General features: G+C 58.5%; 14 protein-coding genes. 10 read left to right on the plus strand and 4 right to left on the minus strand.

What is annotated here, in order from left to right:
* The 7 genes from Q7T64_RS01685 to Q7T64_RS01715 all read left to right on the plus strand — a co-directional run.
* A partial coding sequence (locus Q7T64_RS01685; RefSeq protein WP_304790113.1) for a TRAP transporter large permease subunit occupies positions 1-1,527 on the plus strand: 1,527 nt, incomplete at its 5' end.
* A gap of 134 nt (positions 1,528-1,661) precedes the next feature.
* Complete coding sequence (locus tag Q7T64_RS01690) at positions 1,662-1,919, plus strand: hypothetical protein (protein ID WP_304790117.1); 258 nt, start codon at positions 1,662-1,664, stop codon at positions 1,917-1,919.
* 113 nt (positions 1,920-2,032) lie between these two features.
* The gene (locus tag Q7T64_RS01695; protein WP_304790120.1) at positions 2,033-3,139 is read left to right on the plus strand and encodes an S-(hydroxymethyl)glutathione dehydrogenase/class III alcohol dehydrogenase; all 1,107 of its coding nucleotides are present in this window, start codon (positions 2,033-2,035) and stop codon (positions 3,137-3,139) included.
* Between the two features lie 251 nt (positions 3,140-3,390).
* The gene (locus tag Q7T64_RS01700; protein WP_370653237.1) at positions 3,391-4,197 is read left to right on the plus strand and encodes a pseudouridine synthase; all 807 of its coding nucleotides are present in this window, start codon (positions 3,391-3,393) and stop codon (positions 4,195-4,197) included.
* A gap of 200 nt (positions 4,198-4,397) precedes the next feature.
* Positions 4,398-4,931 carry a hypothetical protein gene (locus Q7T64_RS01705; protein WP_304790128.1) on the plus strand — a complete coding sequence of 178 codons (534 nt, stop codon included), beginning with the start codon at positions 4,398-4,400 and terminating at the stop codon, positions 4,929-4,931.
* Positions 4,932-4,933: 2 nt separating this feature from the next.
* Positions 4,934-6,055, plus strand: coding sequence for an FAD-binding oxidoreductase (locus tag Q7T64_RS01710; protein WP_304790131.1), 1,122 nt, complete (start codon positions 4,934-4,936; stop codon positions 6,053-6,055).
* 101 nt (positions 6,056-6,156) lie between these two features.
* Positions 6,157-7,425, plus strand: a complete 1,269-nt coding sequence (locus Q7T64_RS01715) for an MFS transporter (RefSeq protein WP_304790134.1) — start codon at positions 6,157-6,159, stop codon at positions 7,423-7,425.
* A gap of 185 nt (positions 7,426-7,610) precedes the next feature.
* On the opposite strand, the gene Q7T64_RS01720 is transcribed toward Q7T64_RS01715, so the two are convergent.
* Positions 7,611-8,018, minus strand: a complete 408-nt coding sequence (locus Q7T64_RS01720) for a hypothetical protein (protein WP_304790137.1) — start codon at positions 8,016-8,018, stop codon at positions 7,611-7,613.
* Positions 8,019-8,048: 30 nt separating this feature from the next.
* On the opposite strand from Q7T64_RS01720, the gene Q7T64_RS01725 reads away from it, so the two are divergent.
* The gene (locus tag Q7T64_RS01725; RefSeq protein ID WP_304790142.1) at positions 8,049-9,011 is read left to right on the plus strand and encodes a LysR family transcriptional regulator; all 963 of its coding nucleotides are present in this window, start codon (positions 8,049-8,051) and stop codon (positions 9,009-9,011) included.
* On the opposite strand, the gene Q7T64_RS01730 is transcribed toward Q7T64_RS01725, so the two are convergent.
* From Q7T64_RS01730 to Q7T64_RS01740, 3 genes are all read right to left on the minus strand, one after another.
* Positions 9,008-10,210, minus strand: coding sequence for an MFS transporter (locus tag Q7T64_RS01730; protein WP_304790145.1), 1,203 nt, complete (start codon positions 10,208-10,210; stop codon positions 9,008-9,010). The two genes, Q7T64_RS01725 and Q7T64_RS01730, sit on opposite strands and share 4 nt — an antisense overlap.
* Positions 10,211-10,515: 305 nt before the next feature.
* Entirely contained in the window at positions 10,516-11,307 is a 792-nt protein-coding gene (locus Q7T64_RS01735) for a 5'-methylthioadenosine/adenosylhomocysteine nucleosidase (RefSeq protein WP_304790148.1), read from the minus strand.
* 259 nt (positions 11,308-11,566) lie between these two features.
* Entirely contained in the window at positions 11,567-12,442 is an 876-nt protein-coding gene (locus Q7T64_RS01740; protein WP_304790151.1) for a LysR family transcriptional regulator, read from the minus strand.
* A gap of 110 nt (positions 12,443-12,552) precedes the next feature.
* On the opposite strand from Q7T64_RS01740, the gene Q7T64_RS01745 reads away from it, so the two are divergent.
* The gene (locus Q7T64_RS01745) at positions 12,553-14,070 is read left to right on the plus strand and encodes a CoA-acylating methylmalonate-semialdehyde dehydrogenase (RefSeq protein WP_304790154.1); all 1,518 of its coding nucleotides are present in this window, start codon (positions 12,553-12,555) and stop codon (positions 14,068-14,070) included.
* Positions 14,071-14,079: 9 nt separating this feature from the next.
* Complete coding sequence (locus Q7T64_RS01750; RefSeq protein WP_304790157.1) at positions 14,080-15,708, plus strand: GMC family oxidoreductase; 1,629 nt, start codon at positions 14,080-14,082, stop codon at positions 15,706-15,708.
* Position 15,709: the final 1 nt, after the last annotated feature.

The following is a 15,709-nucleotide window of genomic DNA, read 5'->3' on the forward strand; positions in this document are numbered from 1 at the left end:
ACCGGCATCGTCGGCGCGGTCGTCACGCTGATGGGATTGCTGGCGATGCCGGCCATGCTGAAGGCCGGCTATAACGTCAAGCTCGCGGCCGGCGCCATTACCGCAGGCGGTTGCCTCGGCATCCTGATCCCGCCTTCGGTAATGCTGATCGTGTACGGTGCAACAGCCGGGGTATCGGTCGTCAAGCTGTATGCCGGCGCATTCTTCCCCGGACTGATGCTGGCTGGCCTGTATATCGTCTACATCATCATCCTTGCCAAGATCAAGCCATCCTACGCGCCACCTCTGTCGGCCGAGGATCGTTACGTGCCGCTGCCGCCGGCCGCCCAGGCAATCGTCGATGGTGGTGGCAGCCGCAATGCGGTAGCCGGCCTGCTAGGCGCCATCAAGGGCAAGCGCGGTCCGGGTGCTCCCGCCCGCACGTTGTGGGGACAATTGGCGATTGCCTTGCTGCCCGCCCTTGTTTTCGCCGCAGCGATGGTAGTTACTTACAACATGGTCACTGCTGCAGCGGAAGTAACGGACTCCGCCAGCCTGGTCGAGATGGGTTCGGCCAGCCAGGGTCGCGATGCGATCGAAGAGCCATCATCCGGATTGTCGGAACCGGAACAAGCGGGTGGATTGCAAGAGCCGGCACAAGCAGGCGGCCTGCAAGAGCCACCCGCCGAAGGCCCGCCAGCCAGCGCCGCCGCCGTGCCCGCCGCACCGGAAGCCCCTGCCGCACCCACAGTTTCCCCAGCAGCGGCGGAACCCATCCTGACCGCGGAGCGCATCAGCGCCCCGCAGGGATACTGGATTGCCTTCGCCGTAGGGCTGGCCGCCTTGCTCGTGTTCTACGCGATCTTTACCTTCACACGGCTGGAAATTTTCAAGATGCTGCTGGAGTCGTTTTTCCCGCTCGCAATCCTGATCATTGCCGTCCTTGGCGCCATCGTGTTTGGCCTTGCAACGCCCGGGGAAGCGGCGGCAATGGGCTCCATGGGTGGCTTGCTGCTGGCTGCCGCCTATCGCCGCCTGAACTACCCGGTCCTGCGTGAATCGGTATTCCTGACTGCGAAAACAAGCGCGATGGTCTGCTGGTTGTTCGTCGGCTCCAGTATCTTCTCGGCGGCGTTTGCCTTGCTCGGCGGACAGGAAATCATCAACCAGTGGGTATTGTCGATGGACCTGACGCCCATCCAGTTCCTGCTCCTGGCCCAGGTCATTATTTTCCTGCTTGGCTGGCCGCTGGAATGGACCGAGATCATCGTGATTTTCATGCCGATCTTCATTCCCTTGCTGGCCCATTTCAACATTGATCCGCTGTTCTTCGGCCTGCTGGTCGCGCTCAATCTGCAGACCGCCTTCCTGTCGCCACCGGTGGCAATGGCTGCGTTCTACCTGAAAGGCGTCTCACCGCCGCATGTGACGCTGAACCAGATTTTCCTGGGCATGCTGCCTTTCATGGGAATACAGGTCGTGGCGATGGGTCTGCTGTACGCATTCCCTGGAATCGGCCTGTGGCTGCCATCGGTGTTGTACAAGTAGATCAGCCGGCTTGCGGGTAGCAATAAGTAATGCAATGCGGCGGACTTGGGTCCGCCGCATTTTTTTCGTGTCGCCCATTTTGGCGGGAACGGCGAAGTTCAAAATCTGGTCTGGTTCATGGGCAGGGGGTCGCGATGTATGTCGTTTATTGGATCGAGCCGGTAGCGCCGGCAAGCAGCCTGACGGACTTGGGTGCGCCATCGGCAAGAAGCTTCGGCGGCGACCGGATGAAGGACGCGCTGGACTTCATGGAATCGCTGCGCAGCAGGCAGCGCCTGGGCGAGCCGGTCGGCTTTGTTACCATGTGCTCGGAAAACCCGCAGTCCGTGGGACCTGCCGGCGCTGCCGATCCGTCACCGGATTACCACTGGACCAAGCGGCGACGGCGCTGAGAGCGGCCTGATTGCCAGTTGCGCGCCGGGCGCGGCATTTCGGGAATCGCCTTGCATTATTCATTGTTGACCATTCAAAATCCAATTACGGAATTCCAGACCAGGGAGAGAGCATGAAAACCAGGGCAGCAATCGCTTGGAAAGCCGGCGAGCCGTTATCCATTGCACAGGTAGATCTCGATGGCCCGCGCGCCGGCGAAGTCTTGATCGAAATAAAAGCCACCGGCATCTGCCACACCGATCAATTCACGCTCTCGGGCGCGGATCCGGAAGGCATCTTCCCGGCAATACTTGGCCACGAAGGTGCCGGCATCGTGGTCGACGTCGGACCGGACGTGAAATCGCTGCGCAAGGGCGACCATGTGATCCCGCTCTACACGCCCGAATGCCGGCAGTGCAAATTTTGCCTGTCGCGAAAAACCAACCTGTGCCAGGCCATCCGCTCCACGCAGGGTCGCGGCCTGATGCCAGACGGCAGCAGCCGCTTCTCGCTGGACGGCCAGCCGCTGTTCCATTACATGGGCACATCGACGTTCTCCAATTACATTGTCGTGCCCGAGATTGCTGCTGCGAAAATCCGGCCAGACGCGCCGTTCGACAAGGTTTGCTATATCGGTTGTGGCGTCACCACGGGCGTGGGCGCGGTGGTCTATACGGCCAAGGTGGAGGCCGGTGCGAACGTTGTCGTGTTCGGGCTTGGCGGGATCGGACTGAATGTGGTCCAGGCTGCGCGCATGGTTGGCGCTGACAAGATCATCGGCGTGGACATCAACCCGGCCCGCGAACAGATGGCGCGCAAGTTCGGCATGACGCATTTCGTCAATCCGCTCGACGTGGCCAATGTGGTTGAAGCCATCGTCGATTTGACCGATGGCGGCGCCGACTACAGTTTTGAATGCATCGGCAACACCACGACGATGCGCCAGGCACTTGAATGCTGCCATAAAGGCTGGGGCCAGTCCGTCATCATCGGCGTTGCGGCCGGCGGCCAGGAAATTGCCACCCGTCCATTCCAGCTGGTCACCGGCCGCGTGTGGAAGGGCAGCGCATTTGGCGGTGCGCGCGGCCGGACCGACGTACCTAAAATCGTCGACTGGTACATGGATGGCAAACTCAATATCGACGACCTGATTACGCACACAATGCCGCTCGAACGCATCAACGAGGGATTCGACCTGATGAACCGCGGCGAATCGATCCGCTCGGTTGTCATTTATTGACGTTGCCGCCAGCTCGTATATCTTGCCCTGATTGGTCGCATTTGCAGCACTGTTATGATGCGGCTTTCCCATAGGCAGGGCAAGATGACGCCGGTCGGATATTCAGGATTTGCCTTTTGTGAAAGGCGGCACTTCCCGCCGCGCGCACAGGGCTGGGTAGCGGCATGATCCCAGCCAGGATTCCGCTGCGAATGCGTGACGGTGTGGCGCCAAGTTATATTTGGCTGCCGCAAGGCGCGCGGCCATCGCTGTTGGAGTTTCTTGTCGAACGTTTTCCTGCCGTCGGCAAAGAGCAGTGGCAGGCGCGGTTGGCCGCCGGCGATGTCAGGAATGCTGACGGCGGGCTGCTCCATCCGGATTCCGGCTATTGTCCGGGCACACAAGTTTTCTATTACCGTGAAATTGCCCAGGAACCACCGATTCCGTTTCACGAAACAATCCTGTACCAGGACGAGCACCTGCTGGTTGCCGACAAGCCCCATTTCCTGCCGGTGACGCCTTCTGGCCGCTTCCTGCATGAAACACTGCTGGTCAGACTGAAAAAAAGAACCGGCTGCGAAACCATGGTGCCGATTCACCGGATCGATCGCGAAACCGCCGGCGTGGTCGTCTTCTCGCTCGCCCCCGCAACACGGGACCGGTACCAGGCCCTGTTCCGCGAACGCGCTGTCGACAAGGTGTATGAGGCGCTGGCGCCGCCCGGCCATGATCTGTTGTTCCCGCTGACAAGACGCAGCCGGATCGTTACCGGTGACCGATTCTTCACGATGACGGAAAGCCCTGGCGAACCCAATGCCCATACCGACATCACGGTACTGGAAAAAGGGACATCCGCCTGGCGCTACGAACTGCGCCCTTTGACCGGAAAGACGCATCAGCTGCGCGTGCACATGCTCGGACTGGGCGTGCCCATCCTGAACGACCTGCTCTACCCGGTCGTGCACCCGGTCGGCGGCGAAAACTTCGACCAACCGCTCAAGCTATTGGCCCGCTCATTATCTTTTGTTGACCCGGTAAGCCAGGTCTTGCGGCGCTTCGAGAGCTTACGACAGTTGTAATGCCTTCGAGACCTGCAACCCTCGCGCCTGCTTTTACGGATATTGCAAAAGCTCAAGTCGTCCGGCGTCCGCTGCTGCACAGTGAGGGCAGGCATGAAAAGCTGTCCGCTATCGAGCCGATCATCGCATCCGCTGCTGCTTCGCAGAGGATGCCCATTCATGCCCTATGATCACGAGCACCACTGCCCAGACCCCAATCCATGCGCCTGACTGCACTCATCATGTTATTGCCTGCCATTACCATCGGTCAGGCGGCAATCGCTGCTGGCGAGTCATTGAGCGGCTCCTGGGTCGGATGGATTTGCCCGCAGCCGGGTCCGGCCAACGCTGCCCGCTGTTCCAGCTTCTCGCTGCATCTGCTGCAAAAGGGCAGGCGCTTGTGCGGCTCGCATCTCTACGCTACGGCCGGAGCTCGGCAGCTGGACGAGGGTGGCATCCCCTCGCTTTTGGCCATACTGGAGGATGGCAAGGCCACTGGTACCGTGGAGAGCGTGCGCAAGTCGCCATCCGTGCGGATTGCGGTTACGCTGCTATTGGCCGATGGCGAGCTGCAATGGCAGCGGCTGGCGAATCCGGCCGGCGATTACCTGCTGCCCGATACACTGCGCATGACGCGATCGCGCCAGGGTGGATTGAGCCAGCGGTCCGAGCAGCACTTATCGGCGGCATGTTCCGCCCACCTGGACATGCCCACAGACAAAGACAAGACAGCAGCGGCACCGAAGGCGCCTTGAAGATGCAAGTCAGCTATTGGGAACAGGACAGCATGACACGCGCGTACTGCGTGGTCATTGGCGCCGGCCTGGTCGGCTTGCAGACGGCGCTGGCCTTGCGCAAGCGCCTGCCGGCAGCGCGGATTGTGGTGTTTGAGCGCGGCATCCTGCCAGCCGGCGCGTCCACCCGCAACGCCGGCTTTGCGTGCTTTGGCAGCTTGACTGAAATCCTGGCTGACATTGACACCGCTGGTGTCGTGGCGACGCTGGACCTGATCGAGCAGCGTTGGCGCGGCCTGGCCTTGCTTCGCAACACGCTGGGGGACCAAACGATTGGCTATGAAGGCTTTGGCGGGCACGAGCTGATCCGTTTTACAGAACAATCGGCGCTGGCCCGGTTAGGCGAGGTCAACGAACTGCTGCTGCCACTTTTTGGCAAGCTTGTTTTTTCCGTGCGCCCGGACGGGCCTGCAGCCGCCGGCTTTGGACCCGATGTGCTGGCGCTGGTGAGCAATTCAATGGAAGGCCAGCTTCACTCGGGCAAGACCATGCAAGCCTTGCAAGGACTTGCGCGGCGCCAGAATATCGACATCATCACCGGTGCGCAGGTTGAACGACTAGAGGAGGACGCCGAAGGGGTCAACCTCGTGCTGTCGGGCGGTGCGCGCTTTTGGGCAGAGCGGGTTGCGGTTTGCACCAACGCGCTGATTCCGGCGCTGTTGCCGTCATTGCCAATCGTGCCCGGACGCGGCCAGGTGCTGGTGACCGAGCCCTTGGCCGACCTGCCGTTTCGCGGCTGCTTCCACATCGACCGCGGGTATTTTTATTTCCGCAATGTTGGCAACAGGGTGCTGTTGGGCGGTGGGCGCAATCTTGACCCGACCACCGAAACGACTACTGACATCGCGCTGAGCGCACCGATCCAGCAAGCGCTGGAAAAGCTGCTGGCCGAGACCATCCTGCCGGGGCGCAAGTTTCAAATCGCGTCGCGCTGGGCAGGCCTGATGGGCTTCACGCAAAACAAGCAGCCAAGGGTAGAGCGCACCAGTGAACGAGTAGTCGCGGGGTTTGGCTGCAATGGAATGGGCGTGGCCTTGAGTCCGCTGGTCGCGGCACAGGCCGCGCGCTTGCTGGCCGAACGATAGTTCACAAGGCTTTTCGGTCCGGACCAGCGAAACTGGCGGTTAATGGCAAGTGGGAAATATGGGCAGGCGCTAGAATAGCGACTGTTCCAGCAGGCATCTCCATGAGTTCCGCGCAGCCGACTCCCCCCACCGATAGCCTCACCGACACCGCCGGCCCGGCCGTGGCCTGCACCATTCGCAACGCCATCCTTTGCCTGTCGCTGGCCTCATTTGCCAGTGGCGCATCGCTCAGGGTGTCGGACTCGCTGCTGCCACGACTGGTTTCGGATTTCCAGATATCGCTCGGCACGGCCTCCTACACGATCACCGCGTTCGCGATTGCCTACGGCCTGGCGCAGGTGTTGTTCGGCCCGTTGGGCGACCGTTTCGGCAAATACCTGGTGATTGCGATGGTCTGTGCAGCCAGCGTCCTGAGCGCTCTGATGTGCGCTCTGGCACCAACGTTCCCCATGCTGGTCATGGCCCGCCTGTTGGCCGGTGCATGCGCAGCCGCCGTAATTCCGCTGGCAATGGCGTGGATAGGGGACGTTGTTCCCTACGAGCAGCGGCAACCGGTGCTGGCGCGCTTCCTGGCCGGGCAAATCCTTGGTGTGTCGAGCGGGGTATTGATCGGCGGATTGGCGGCCGACCACTTCGGATGGCGTCCGCCGTTCTTCATCATTGCCGCCTTGTTCGCGATCGCCAGTGCAACGTTGTTCTGGCTCAACAGAAAGCTGCCCGATTCGGCACGACAGACGCGTTCCTTGCTCGCCAGTGATGGCTGGGTGATCGGGCGGATGCTATCGGAATTCAGACATGTGCTGGCAGTGCCCTGGGCTCGGGTCGTGCTGCTCACGGTTTTCCTGGAAGGCTTGTTTGTGTTTGGTGCATTTGCCTTCATTACCTCCCACTTGCACCATACCTTCGGCCTGTCACTGACAATGGCCGGCTCCTTGCTGATGCTTTTCGGCCTTGGTGGCCTGTCATTTGCGATGTTTTCCGCTCCGCTGGTGCGTCGGCTCGGCGAAATCGGATTGGCGCGCTGGGGCGGCGGCCTGGCTTGTGCCGCGTTGCTATGCATAGGCATCGCTCCTTCATGGGTCTGGGCGCTACCCGGCTGCTTCATTACCGGCCTGGGTTATTACATGATCCACAATACACTTCAAATCAATGCAACCCAGATGGCCCCTGAACGACGAGGCGCTGCTGTCAGCAGCTTTGCTTCCAGTTTTTTCCTCGGACAATCTGTCGGCGTCGCGTTGGCCGCCTGGTTGATCGACTGGATTGGAACTGGCGCCGTGATCGCCGCGTTCAGTGTTGGCCTGTTTGCCGTATCGTGGGATTTCGGCCGGCGTAAGGAACGCCACCTTTGCTCTTTACACCCCGGTTGATGGGCGGACAAAAAAAAGCCTCGCCAGTATTTGCTGGCGAGGCCACAACCTACCCGTTGGGGAGGAGGAGACATCCGTGAAAACATCTAACGCAACGCCACTATAAACGTTGCATAATTAACCAGAATAACTATTAATGAATTAGTACTTTTCCTAACCAAAACAGTCTGCGTGGTTTGCTTTTTTCAGTCGCGTGAAGCGATGAAACGCAGTTCGGCCGCGAGCGACGGATGTTGATCTTGCACACTGCGCGCGAAGCGCTTGATCGCCATGAAATCGTCCATGCGAACTTTCGAGCGCTGTTCCTCGGTCGATTTGCTCGGTGCAAATGTGCGCAATACGGCATGCAAAAGGCTGGTAAGCAAAGGCTTGAACAGGACCAGTAAAGTCGCGAAGACACCCAAGCCAATCAGGGGGCGCGATGCACTGCTTGCTGCGCCGATAATCGAATTTGCCATCGGCACTGCAGCTTCGAAGGGTATGCCAATTGTCAGAAAATTCATTTCAAGCTCCGTTTGTCCTATGTTGCATTGCAGTATATGAACGGATAAGATATAAATCCAATCAGAATATGTCATACCAGCTATGCCCATGCTGAATATCACCCTGGAGCGTCGCCTCTCATGAGCTTCCTGACTCTTGACCTCAATTTGTTGCGGGTTTTCGACGCGATCATGATCGAACAGAACCTGACCCGCGCCGCTGACAGGCTGGCCATGACCCAGCCGGCCGTGTCGAATGCGTTGCGCAGGCTACGCGATGCACTGGGCGATGAGCTGTTGATACGTACAGCCCATGGCGTCAAGCCTACGCCGCATGCAGAAACCTTGTGGCCGACAGTAAGAAAAGCCTTATCGGCGCTTGAAGATGTGCTTGAACCGGGTGACTTCGATATCCGTACTGCACAAGCGACATTTCGCTTGTCGATGTCTGACGCAACAGCCGCCCTCGGCCTTCCCGGCCTGGTACGGGCAATCGAAGAGCAGGGTGCCGCCATCAAGATCCGGATGACACCCTTGCTCACGCGTGATCCGCGCCCCTTGCTTGCGCATGGCGATATCGACTTGGCGATCGGGTTTTTCCCGGGCGTGGTGTCGCAACTGGCAAGCGCTCCCGAAAAGGCAATTCGGCATGAGCGTGTCTATTCCGGCCATTACCTGTGCGTAATGCGCAAAGACCATCCGCTGGCGCGTGGCAACCTGAGCCTGGACACATACTGCGCAGCCAATCACTTGCTGGTCAGTTTCTCCGGTCGCGCCTATGCAGTAATCGATGATCTGCTGGCTCAAATGGGCAGGGAAAGAAAAATCCTGCTGACGGTAAACCAGTATTTCACCGCTGGTCGGGTAGTGGCCAATTCAGACCTGATAACGGTGTTGCCACGGCACTTGATTGCAGCCACCGGAATGACCCGCGAACTTGTTGCAAAAGAATTGCCGCTTGAATTGCCCTCTGTACATGTAGACATGCTCTGGCACGAACGCGACACCCGCAATCCGGCGCACCAGTGGGTGCGCCGGCAGATGATGGAAATGAAGAGCGGGGTGATGGCCGCAGAAATAGAATTCGGCCGTCCGGACTCCTAATCCGACGTCACTCGTCGCGCCATGGTTGCGCGCAGGTAGGCGACGCCCGCAACTATACTGCAGCCCGTCAGCAGCAGGATCGCGTCTCCTCGCATGAGTCCCAGCGTCAGCACGGCCGAAAATGCGAACGGCGCCAGGGCCCGTGCCACGAAAGCGGGCCGCGCGAGACGTCCCAACAGGGTGCCGTAGCCCTCTTGTCCGAACAAGACAGCCGGAACAGTGCCGCGAACGATTGTCATGATGCCATTGCTGCAACCGTAAATCGCCACCGCAATGAAGGCCAATGGCGAGTACCCGTCTACAAAGTAAAGCGCTATGGTTGCCATCGCCATCAGCAGGAACGATGCCGCGCCAACGCCGACCGGACCGATATGGCGGGCAAATGCGAACTCAATCAATCGTACCAATACCTGCACTGGGCCCATTACGGCAGCAACCAGCACTGCCTCGCTGGTCGTCATGCCTGAATCCTTGAGCAATCCGATGATGTGGATCGACAGTGCCGACAGTACGAATGAACCGACTGCAAATCCCGTTGCAAGATAATTGTAGCGGCTGCCACGGGCAGGGAAAAAATTTTCGACGGGTTTGACGATGGTGCCTGGCCGAGATAAGGCTATCCTGGGTCGCGCTGGCAAGATCAAGGCGTGCAAGGGCAGGCACACGCCAAGCTGCAGGCCGGCGTACAGCAACATCGTCCATCGCCATCCTGCCAGTTCGAGCAACCAATGCGACAGTGGCCAAAACGCGGTACTGGCAAGTCCGCCAAGCAGTGTGACTGCCGTGACCGCCGTACGATAACGGCTGCCCGCGACCTGGTTCAGTGTGATGAACGTTGCTTCGTACAAGCAAACTGACATGGCAATGCCACACGCTGCCGAGCCTATCAGCAAGGTAACGGGTCCCTGTGCTGCGGCCACCAACAACAAAGCCAGACACCCGATAATTGAGCCTGCGCAAAGGATGCGGCGCCCGCCCCATTCATCAATCAAGCGACCGACCGTTGGTGCGACAAGTCCAGACATCAGCAAGCTGAACGTGAAAGCGCCAAATAACATCGAGGACGAGACGCCAAGGCCACGCTGCATGGCTTCGGCCAGTACAGCCACGGTGTAGTACAAACTACCCCAGGAAATGATTTGCGCGATTCCCAGGGCGAGAACCAGTGGGAGCAGTGGACGATCGTTGGGCAATGCCATAGTCAATGAGCAGTCTGACAAAGCAAGCTGCGCTTGTTTTTTTCAGCCATGGATCCTTATCCAGGAAGGTGGTGAAGATTAACAGATGGCTGTGGATAATCCAGTGGACAAACATGGGATCGATTGCGGATAAGAGCCGCTAACAGACTCGCCAATTTTTTGTCCAGATATGTCGCGGCGCGAATACAGGTGTTCTGATTATCCTTATACGGATCGCAGGGTCTTGATTCGATTACTAAATAGTGGCTTGTCCACAGAAGTTGCCATCCCTTATCTATTACTACTACTATGAATCTCTGACTTGGTTAACCAACACCCGTATCCAGCCCCGTCCGATGTTCACAAAAGCGTCGGATCAGATGGAAAGCGTACTGGGAAGCGACTTTGTCTATAAATCGCATGAAGTCGATCGCAGATCCGGCATCTGCGCTATCCGAGATAGTGCGCACGATCGCAAACGGGATGCCAAACTCAAAGCAAACCTGAGCGACTGCTGCGCCTTCCATTTCCACGGCAAGCAAACCGGGCAACATGCTGCGCAACTGCCCAAGGCGTTCGGCATGGTGGATGAACTCGTCGCCGCTGCCGATCAGGCCACGGTGGACCTGGGGCGCATGCAGCTGGAAAAGGCCGCGGTCCTCCTGAGTCAGCGCAGTCTCCAGGTCATGGCTTAAGAATGACGAACAGGCATGTACCAGTTGATTCGTCAGTTGCTGGTCTGTCGAAAAGCGATCCAGTCGGGTGAGTGGTACTTCGAAACGGGGGAAAAGCGGCCGGCAATCCATATCATGCTGGATCAACTGTTCCGCCACTACAAGGTCGCCAACGCGGACGTGCTCACCTGCCCCACCAGCCACGCCGGTAAATAGCACCTCGGTGACCTGGAAGCGTTCTATCAGGGTTGCCGTCGTCGTGGCAGCTGCGACTTTTCCCATCCGCGACAACACGCAGACAACTTCCTGGTTCCACAAACGGCCAGTTACATAGTCCCGCATCGCGCAATGCACGGTATTGGCCTGCTCCATGTGCTCGATCAGTCCGGCTTGCTCCTGATGTACCGCGCTGATGATACCGATCCGTCTTTGCCTGGTTTGCATGGATTCCGGGACGTTTGAAATGGGTTTGTCTTGTACTAAAAAGCTTTATATAAAACTAGTAGTAATAATAAGGATCGGGCTTTGTGGGGATAAACCGATTTTCCACCTTGTTTTCAAGAGCTTGGCGAGCGCATAACCAGCCGCACAAGTGTTGTAGCCAAGCCGGGGGATTCGGGTATAAAAATTGACGTCATGCTGGCAGTGCCTGTTATCCACATTGTGCAGCAGACTTGTCCGAGCAGTTGTCCACATGACGGGCTTAGCTGCCCCAGATCGTTTTTAACAAGGGAAACACAGCGGCAATTGCTGGCTCGTTGCGTCGCCGCGCCAGGCAAATGAAAGTCAATTCGGTCACCAGGCTGACCCGATCAGCGATCACCAATCCGTGCACATGAGCTTCCTTCAACGCGGTTGACTCCCTTACCAAAGACAACCCGACACCGGATTTCACCAGATCCAGCATCGATGGCTCCTGGTCGACCAGCGCAACCTTGTTCGGACTGACCTTGTATTGCGCGAAGACCTTGCTCAGCATCCGGTTGTGGGCCGATTCGGGTGGGGTCCATACCCATGGAAGCCGTGCCAGTTCCGGCCAATCCCGACCAATCACCCGCGATCGCCAGCCGCGCGGAGCAAGTACGGAGTAGTTGAATGAAGTCAGTATCTCGTGATGGAATTCTTTGCCGGGTATGCCCAGGCTGTAGCCGACATCGAGCCGGCCAGCACGTATTTGCTGCAATACCCAGCCGGACATGCCATGCTGCAACTCGGTCGATAATTGGGGAAATGTCTCGACCAACAGTTTAAGGAACGCCCCAAGCCGGGTAAATTCAGGGTCGAGGATGGTGCCGATTGCCAGGTTGCCTGACACCGTGGAGTGCAGCGCCACTGCGGCTTGGCGCAAGTCGTTGATGCTTGCCAGTACCCTTTCTGCCAGGGGTAGCAAGCGAGCTCCGTCGGTTGAAAGCGCCATGCCGGACGGCGTTCGCGAGAACAGTTTGAGATCCAGTGCGTGTTGCAAGGACTTGATCTGCAAACTGACAGCGGGCTGGGTAAGGTGAAGTTTTTCTGCGGCGCGCGTCAGGTTTCCTTCCTGGGCGACGGTGACAAAAGCGCGAATCTGGGAGAATTCCACCATTCCTCCATAAGTATTTTTTATATCAATCTTGATCATAACTCATTGGCTTGGCGAGGCATTCTCGCTATAAGCTCTGTCTGATCTCAAATATAACCAAAGGAAACCTTATGAGCGCGCCAACCGGTCGGATTGATCATTTCATTAATGGACGCATTGCTGCATCATCCAGCGGTCGTCAGCAGGACGTTTTTAATCCAGCCACTGGTGCTGTTTCCGCACAAGTCGCACTGGCCAGCGTTGACGAAGTCAATGCGGCAGTCGCTTCCGCCAAAGCTGCGTCCGTCTCCTGGGGTGAAACAGCGCCGCTCAAGCGCGCCCGCATCATCAGCAAGTTCAAGGAATTGCTGGAGCAGAATCAGGATGATCTGGCCGCGGCAATCACCCGCGAACATGGCAAGGTTTTCTCGGATGCCCGCGGCGAAGTCACACGCGGTATTGAGATTGTCGAGTTCGCTTGCGGCATACCGCAGTTGCTCAAGACCCAGTTCACCGACAATATCGGTGGCGGCATCGATAACTGGAACATGCGGCAGCCATTGGGCGTCACCGCAGGTATTACGCCGTTCAATTTCCCGGTCATGGTGCCCTTGTGGATGGCGCCGGTTGCAATTGCGACCGGTAACGCTTTTGTGCTGAAGCCATCCGAGCGCGACCCTACGCCGTCGATCATGATGGCCGAGATGTTCAGCAAAGCCGGCCTGCCCGACGGCGTGTTCAACGTCGTCCAGGGCGACAAGGTCGCGGTTGACGCGCTGCTGCATCACCCTGATGTGAATGCAGTGTCGTTCGTTGGATCCACACCGATCGCGGAATATATCTACACGGAGGGCACCCGTCGCAAGGGCGCTTACCCCTTACGTGTTCAGGCGCTGGGCGGTGCAAAGAACCACATGGTCGTCATGCCAGATGCAAACCTGGAACAATCGGTCGACGCCATCATTGGTGCTGCTTACGGTTCCGCCGGCGAACGCTGCATGGCAATTTCGGTAGCGGTGGCGGTTGGCGATATTGCTGACAAATTGGTCGAAGCACTGATACCAAGGGTGAAAGCACTGAAGATACGCAATGGCATGGACAATGAGGCCGAAATGGGTCCATTGGTCACCGCAGCGCACAAGGCCAAGGTAGAGGGATACATCGAAGACGGCGTACGTTCCGGCGCCAAGCTGCTGGTCGATGGACGCGGTCTGAAAGTACCAGGTTTCGAAGGCGGCTTTTTCGTCGGTGGCACGCTGTTTGATCATGTGAAGACCGATACGAAAATTTATCAGGAAGAGATCTTCGGACCGGTGTTGTGCGTGGTTCGGGTGCCGGACCTTGGTGCGGCAATTGAGCTGATCAATGCCAACGAGTTCGGTAATGGCGTTGCGTTGTTCACCTCTGACGGAAATACTGCGCGCGAATTCTCGCGTCGCATCGAAGTCGGCATGGTCCGCGTCAACGTGCCGATTCCGGTGCCGATGGCCTGGCATTCTTTCGGCGGCTGGAAGCGTTCCTTGTTTGGCGACCATAATATTTACGGCGAAGAGGGCATTCGCTTCTATACGCGCTACAAATCCATCATGCAGCGCTGGCCAGAAACCATCGTCAAGGGCGCCGAGTTCACGATGCCCGTGGCGAAGTAAGGACGCACAGTGGAAAACGCCGGCAAGTATGACTACATCATCATTGGTGCCGGCACTGCCGGATGCTTGCTGGCCAACCGCTTGTCACAGGATCGCGGTGCGTCGGTTTTGCTGATTGAAGCCGGCCGCAAGGATGACTACATATGGATCCACATTCCGGTGGGCTATTTGTATTGCATCGACAATCCGCGCACCGACTGGCTGTACCGGACCGAGCAGGATGCCGGCCTGAACGGCCGCAGCCTGGTTTATCCGCGCGGCAAGGTGCTGGGTGGATGTTCGTCGATCAACGGCATGATCTACATGCGCGGCCAGCAGCACGATTACGATCGCTGGTCCGCATTGACCGGTGACCCGAGCTGGCGCTGGGAGAACGTGCTGCCGGTTTTCAAGAAGACGGAAGACTTTCATGGTGGCGCCGATGAATTCCACGGCGCCGGCGGCGAATGGCGTGTCGAACGCCAGCGCTTGCGTTGGGACATCCTGGACTCCTTCCAGCAGGCAGCCCAGCAGGTGGGCATTCCGCCGACTGACGATTTCAACCGCGGCGACAATGAAGGCTGCGGCTATTTCGACGTCAATCAGAAAAAGGGGATCCGCTGGAATACCGCCAAGGCCTTCCTGCGGACGTCGGTACGCCGCGGTAACCTGGAAATCATGACCGGCTGTCACGTCAAGCGGCTGCGACTGGCGGACTCGCCATCGGGACAGCGCTGCGTGGGAGTCGAATTTACCGGCAACAACCAGGAATGGTTTGCCGAAGCTGCACACGAAACATTATTGTGTGCTGGCGCTATTGGTTCACCGCAGATCTTGCAGTTGTCGGGAATTGGCCCGGCGCCGTTGTTGCAGCAACACGGGATCAAGCCGGTGGCCGATGTTCCGGGTGTTGGCGAGAATTTGCAGGATCACTTGCAGATCCGGATGGCATTCAAGGTGCGCGGCGTCAAGACCTTGAATACGCTGGCCAACAGCTGGCATGGCAAGCTGCGGATCGGCCTTGAATACGCGCTCAACCGAAGCGGACCGATGTCCATGGCGCCGTCCCAGCTTGGGGCGTTTACGCGTTCGGACCCGGCGCAGGAAACACCGAATGTCCAGTACCATGTGCAGCCATTGTCGCTGGAGCGCTTCGGCGAACCCCTGCACGGTTTCCCCGCGTTTACTGCCAGTGTGTGCAACCTGCGACCGACAGCACGCGGACATGTGCGTATCGCCAGTGGCGATGCGTTTGCCGCACCAAAAATCACACCGAACTACCTCAGCACGGCAGAAGACCGCAAGGTGGCTGCCGACTCGCTGCGGCTGACGCGACGGATTGCGGCAGCGCCCGCGCTGCAAAGGTACGCGCCGGAAGAATTCAAGCCAGGACCGCAATTCCAGACTGACCAGGAGCTTGCGCAAGCCGCCGGCGATATCAGCACCACGATCTTCCATCCGGTGGGTACTTGCCGGATGGGTTCGTCCGATGATGCGATGGCAGTCGTCGACAGCGAATTGCGGGTCAGGGGCGTTGCTGCGCTGCGGGTCGTGGACGCCTCGGTGATGCCCTTCATTACTTCTGGCAATTGCAATTCTCCGACCTTGATGATCGCCGAAAAAATAGCGGCCCGGATACGTACTTCCCGCAGCCGCTGAA

Origin of the sequence: Lacisediminimonas sp. (assembly GCF_030645335.1) — a bacterium.
Lineage (GTDB): Bacteria > Pseudomonadota > Gammaproteobacteria > Burkholderiales > Burkholderiaceae_D > Lacisediminimonas.

Excerpts from the sequence above, each read along its gene's own strand:
- Q7T64_RS01690 (WP_304790117.1), top strand. The coding sequence starts at position 1,662 with ATGTATGTCGTTTATTGGATCGAGCCGGTAGCGCCGGCAAGCAGCCTG.
- Q7T64_RS01695 (WP_304790120.1), top strand. The coding sequence starts at position 2,033 with ATGAAAACCAGGGCAGCAATCGCTTGGAAAGCCGGCGAGCCGTTATCC.
- Q7T64_RS01705 (WP_304790128.1), top strand. The coding sequence starts at position 4,398 with ATGCGCCTGACTGCACTCATCATGTTATTGCCTGCCATTACCATCGGT.
- Q7T64_RS01710 (WP_304790131.1), top strand. The coding sequence starts at position 4,934 with ATGCAAGTCAGCTATTGGGAACAGGACAGCATGACACGCGCGTACTGC.
- Q7T64_RS01715 (WP_304790134.1), top strand. The coding sequence starts at position 6,157 with ATGAGTTCCGCGCAGCCGACTCCCCCCACCGATAGCCTCACCGACACC.
- Q7T64_RS01720 (WP_304790137.1), bottom strand. The coding sequence starts at position 8,018 with ATGGGCATAGCTGGTATGACATATTCTGATTGGATTTATATCTTATCC.
- Q7T64_RS01725 (WP_304790142.1), top strand. The coding sequence starts at position 8,049 with ATGAGCTTCCTGACTCTTGACCTCAATTTGTTGCGGGTTTTCGACGCG.
- Q7T64_RS01730 (WP_304790145.1), bottom strand. The coding sequence starts at position 10,210 with ATGGCATTGCCCAACGATCGTCCACTGCTCCCACTGGTTCTCGCCCTG.
- Q7T64_RS01735 (WP_304790148.1), bottom strand. The coding sequence starts at position 11,307 with ATGCAAACCAGGCAAAGACGGATCGGTATCATCAGCGCGGTACATCAG.
- Q7T64_RS01745 (WP_304790154.1), top strand. The coding sequence starts at position 12,553 with ATGAGCGCGCCAACCGGTCGGATTGATCATTTCATTAATGGACGCATT.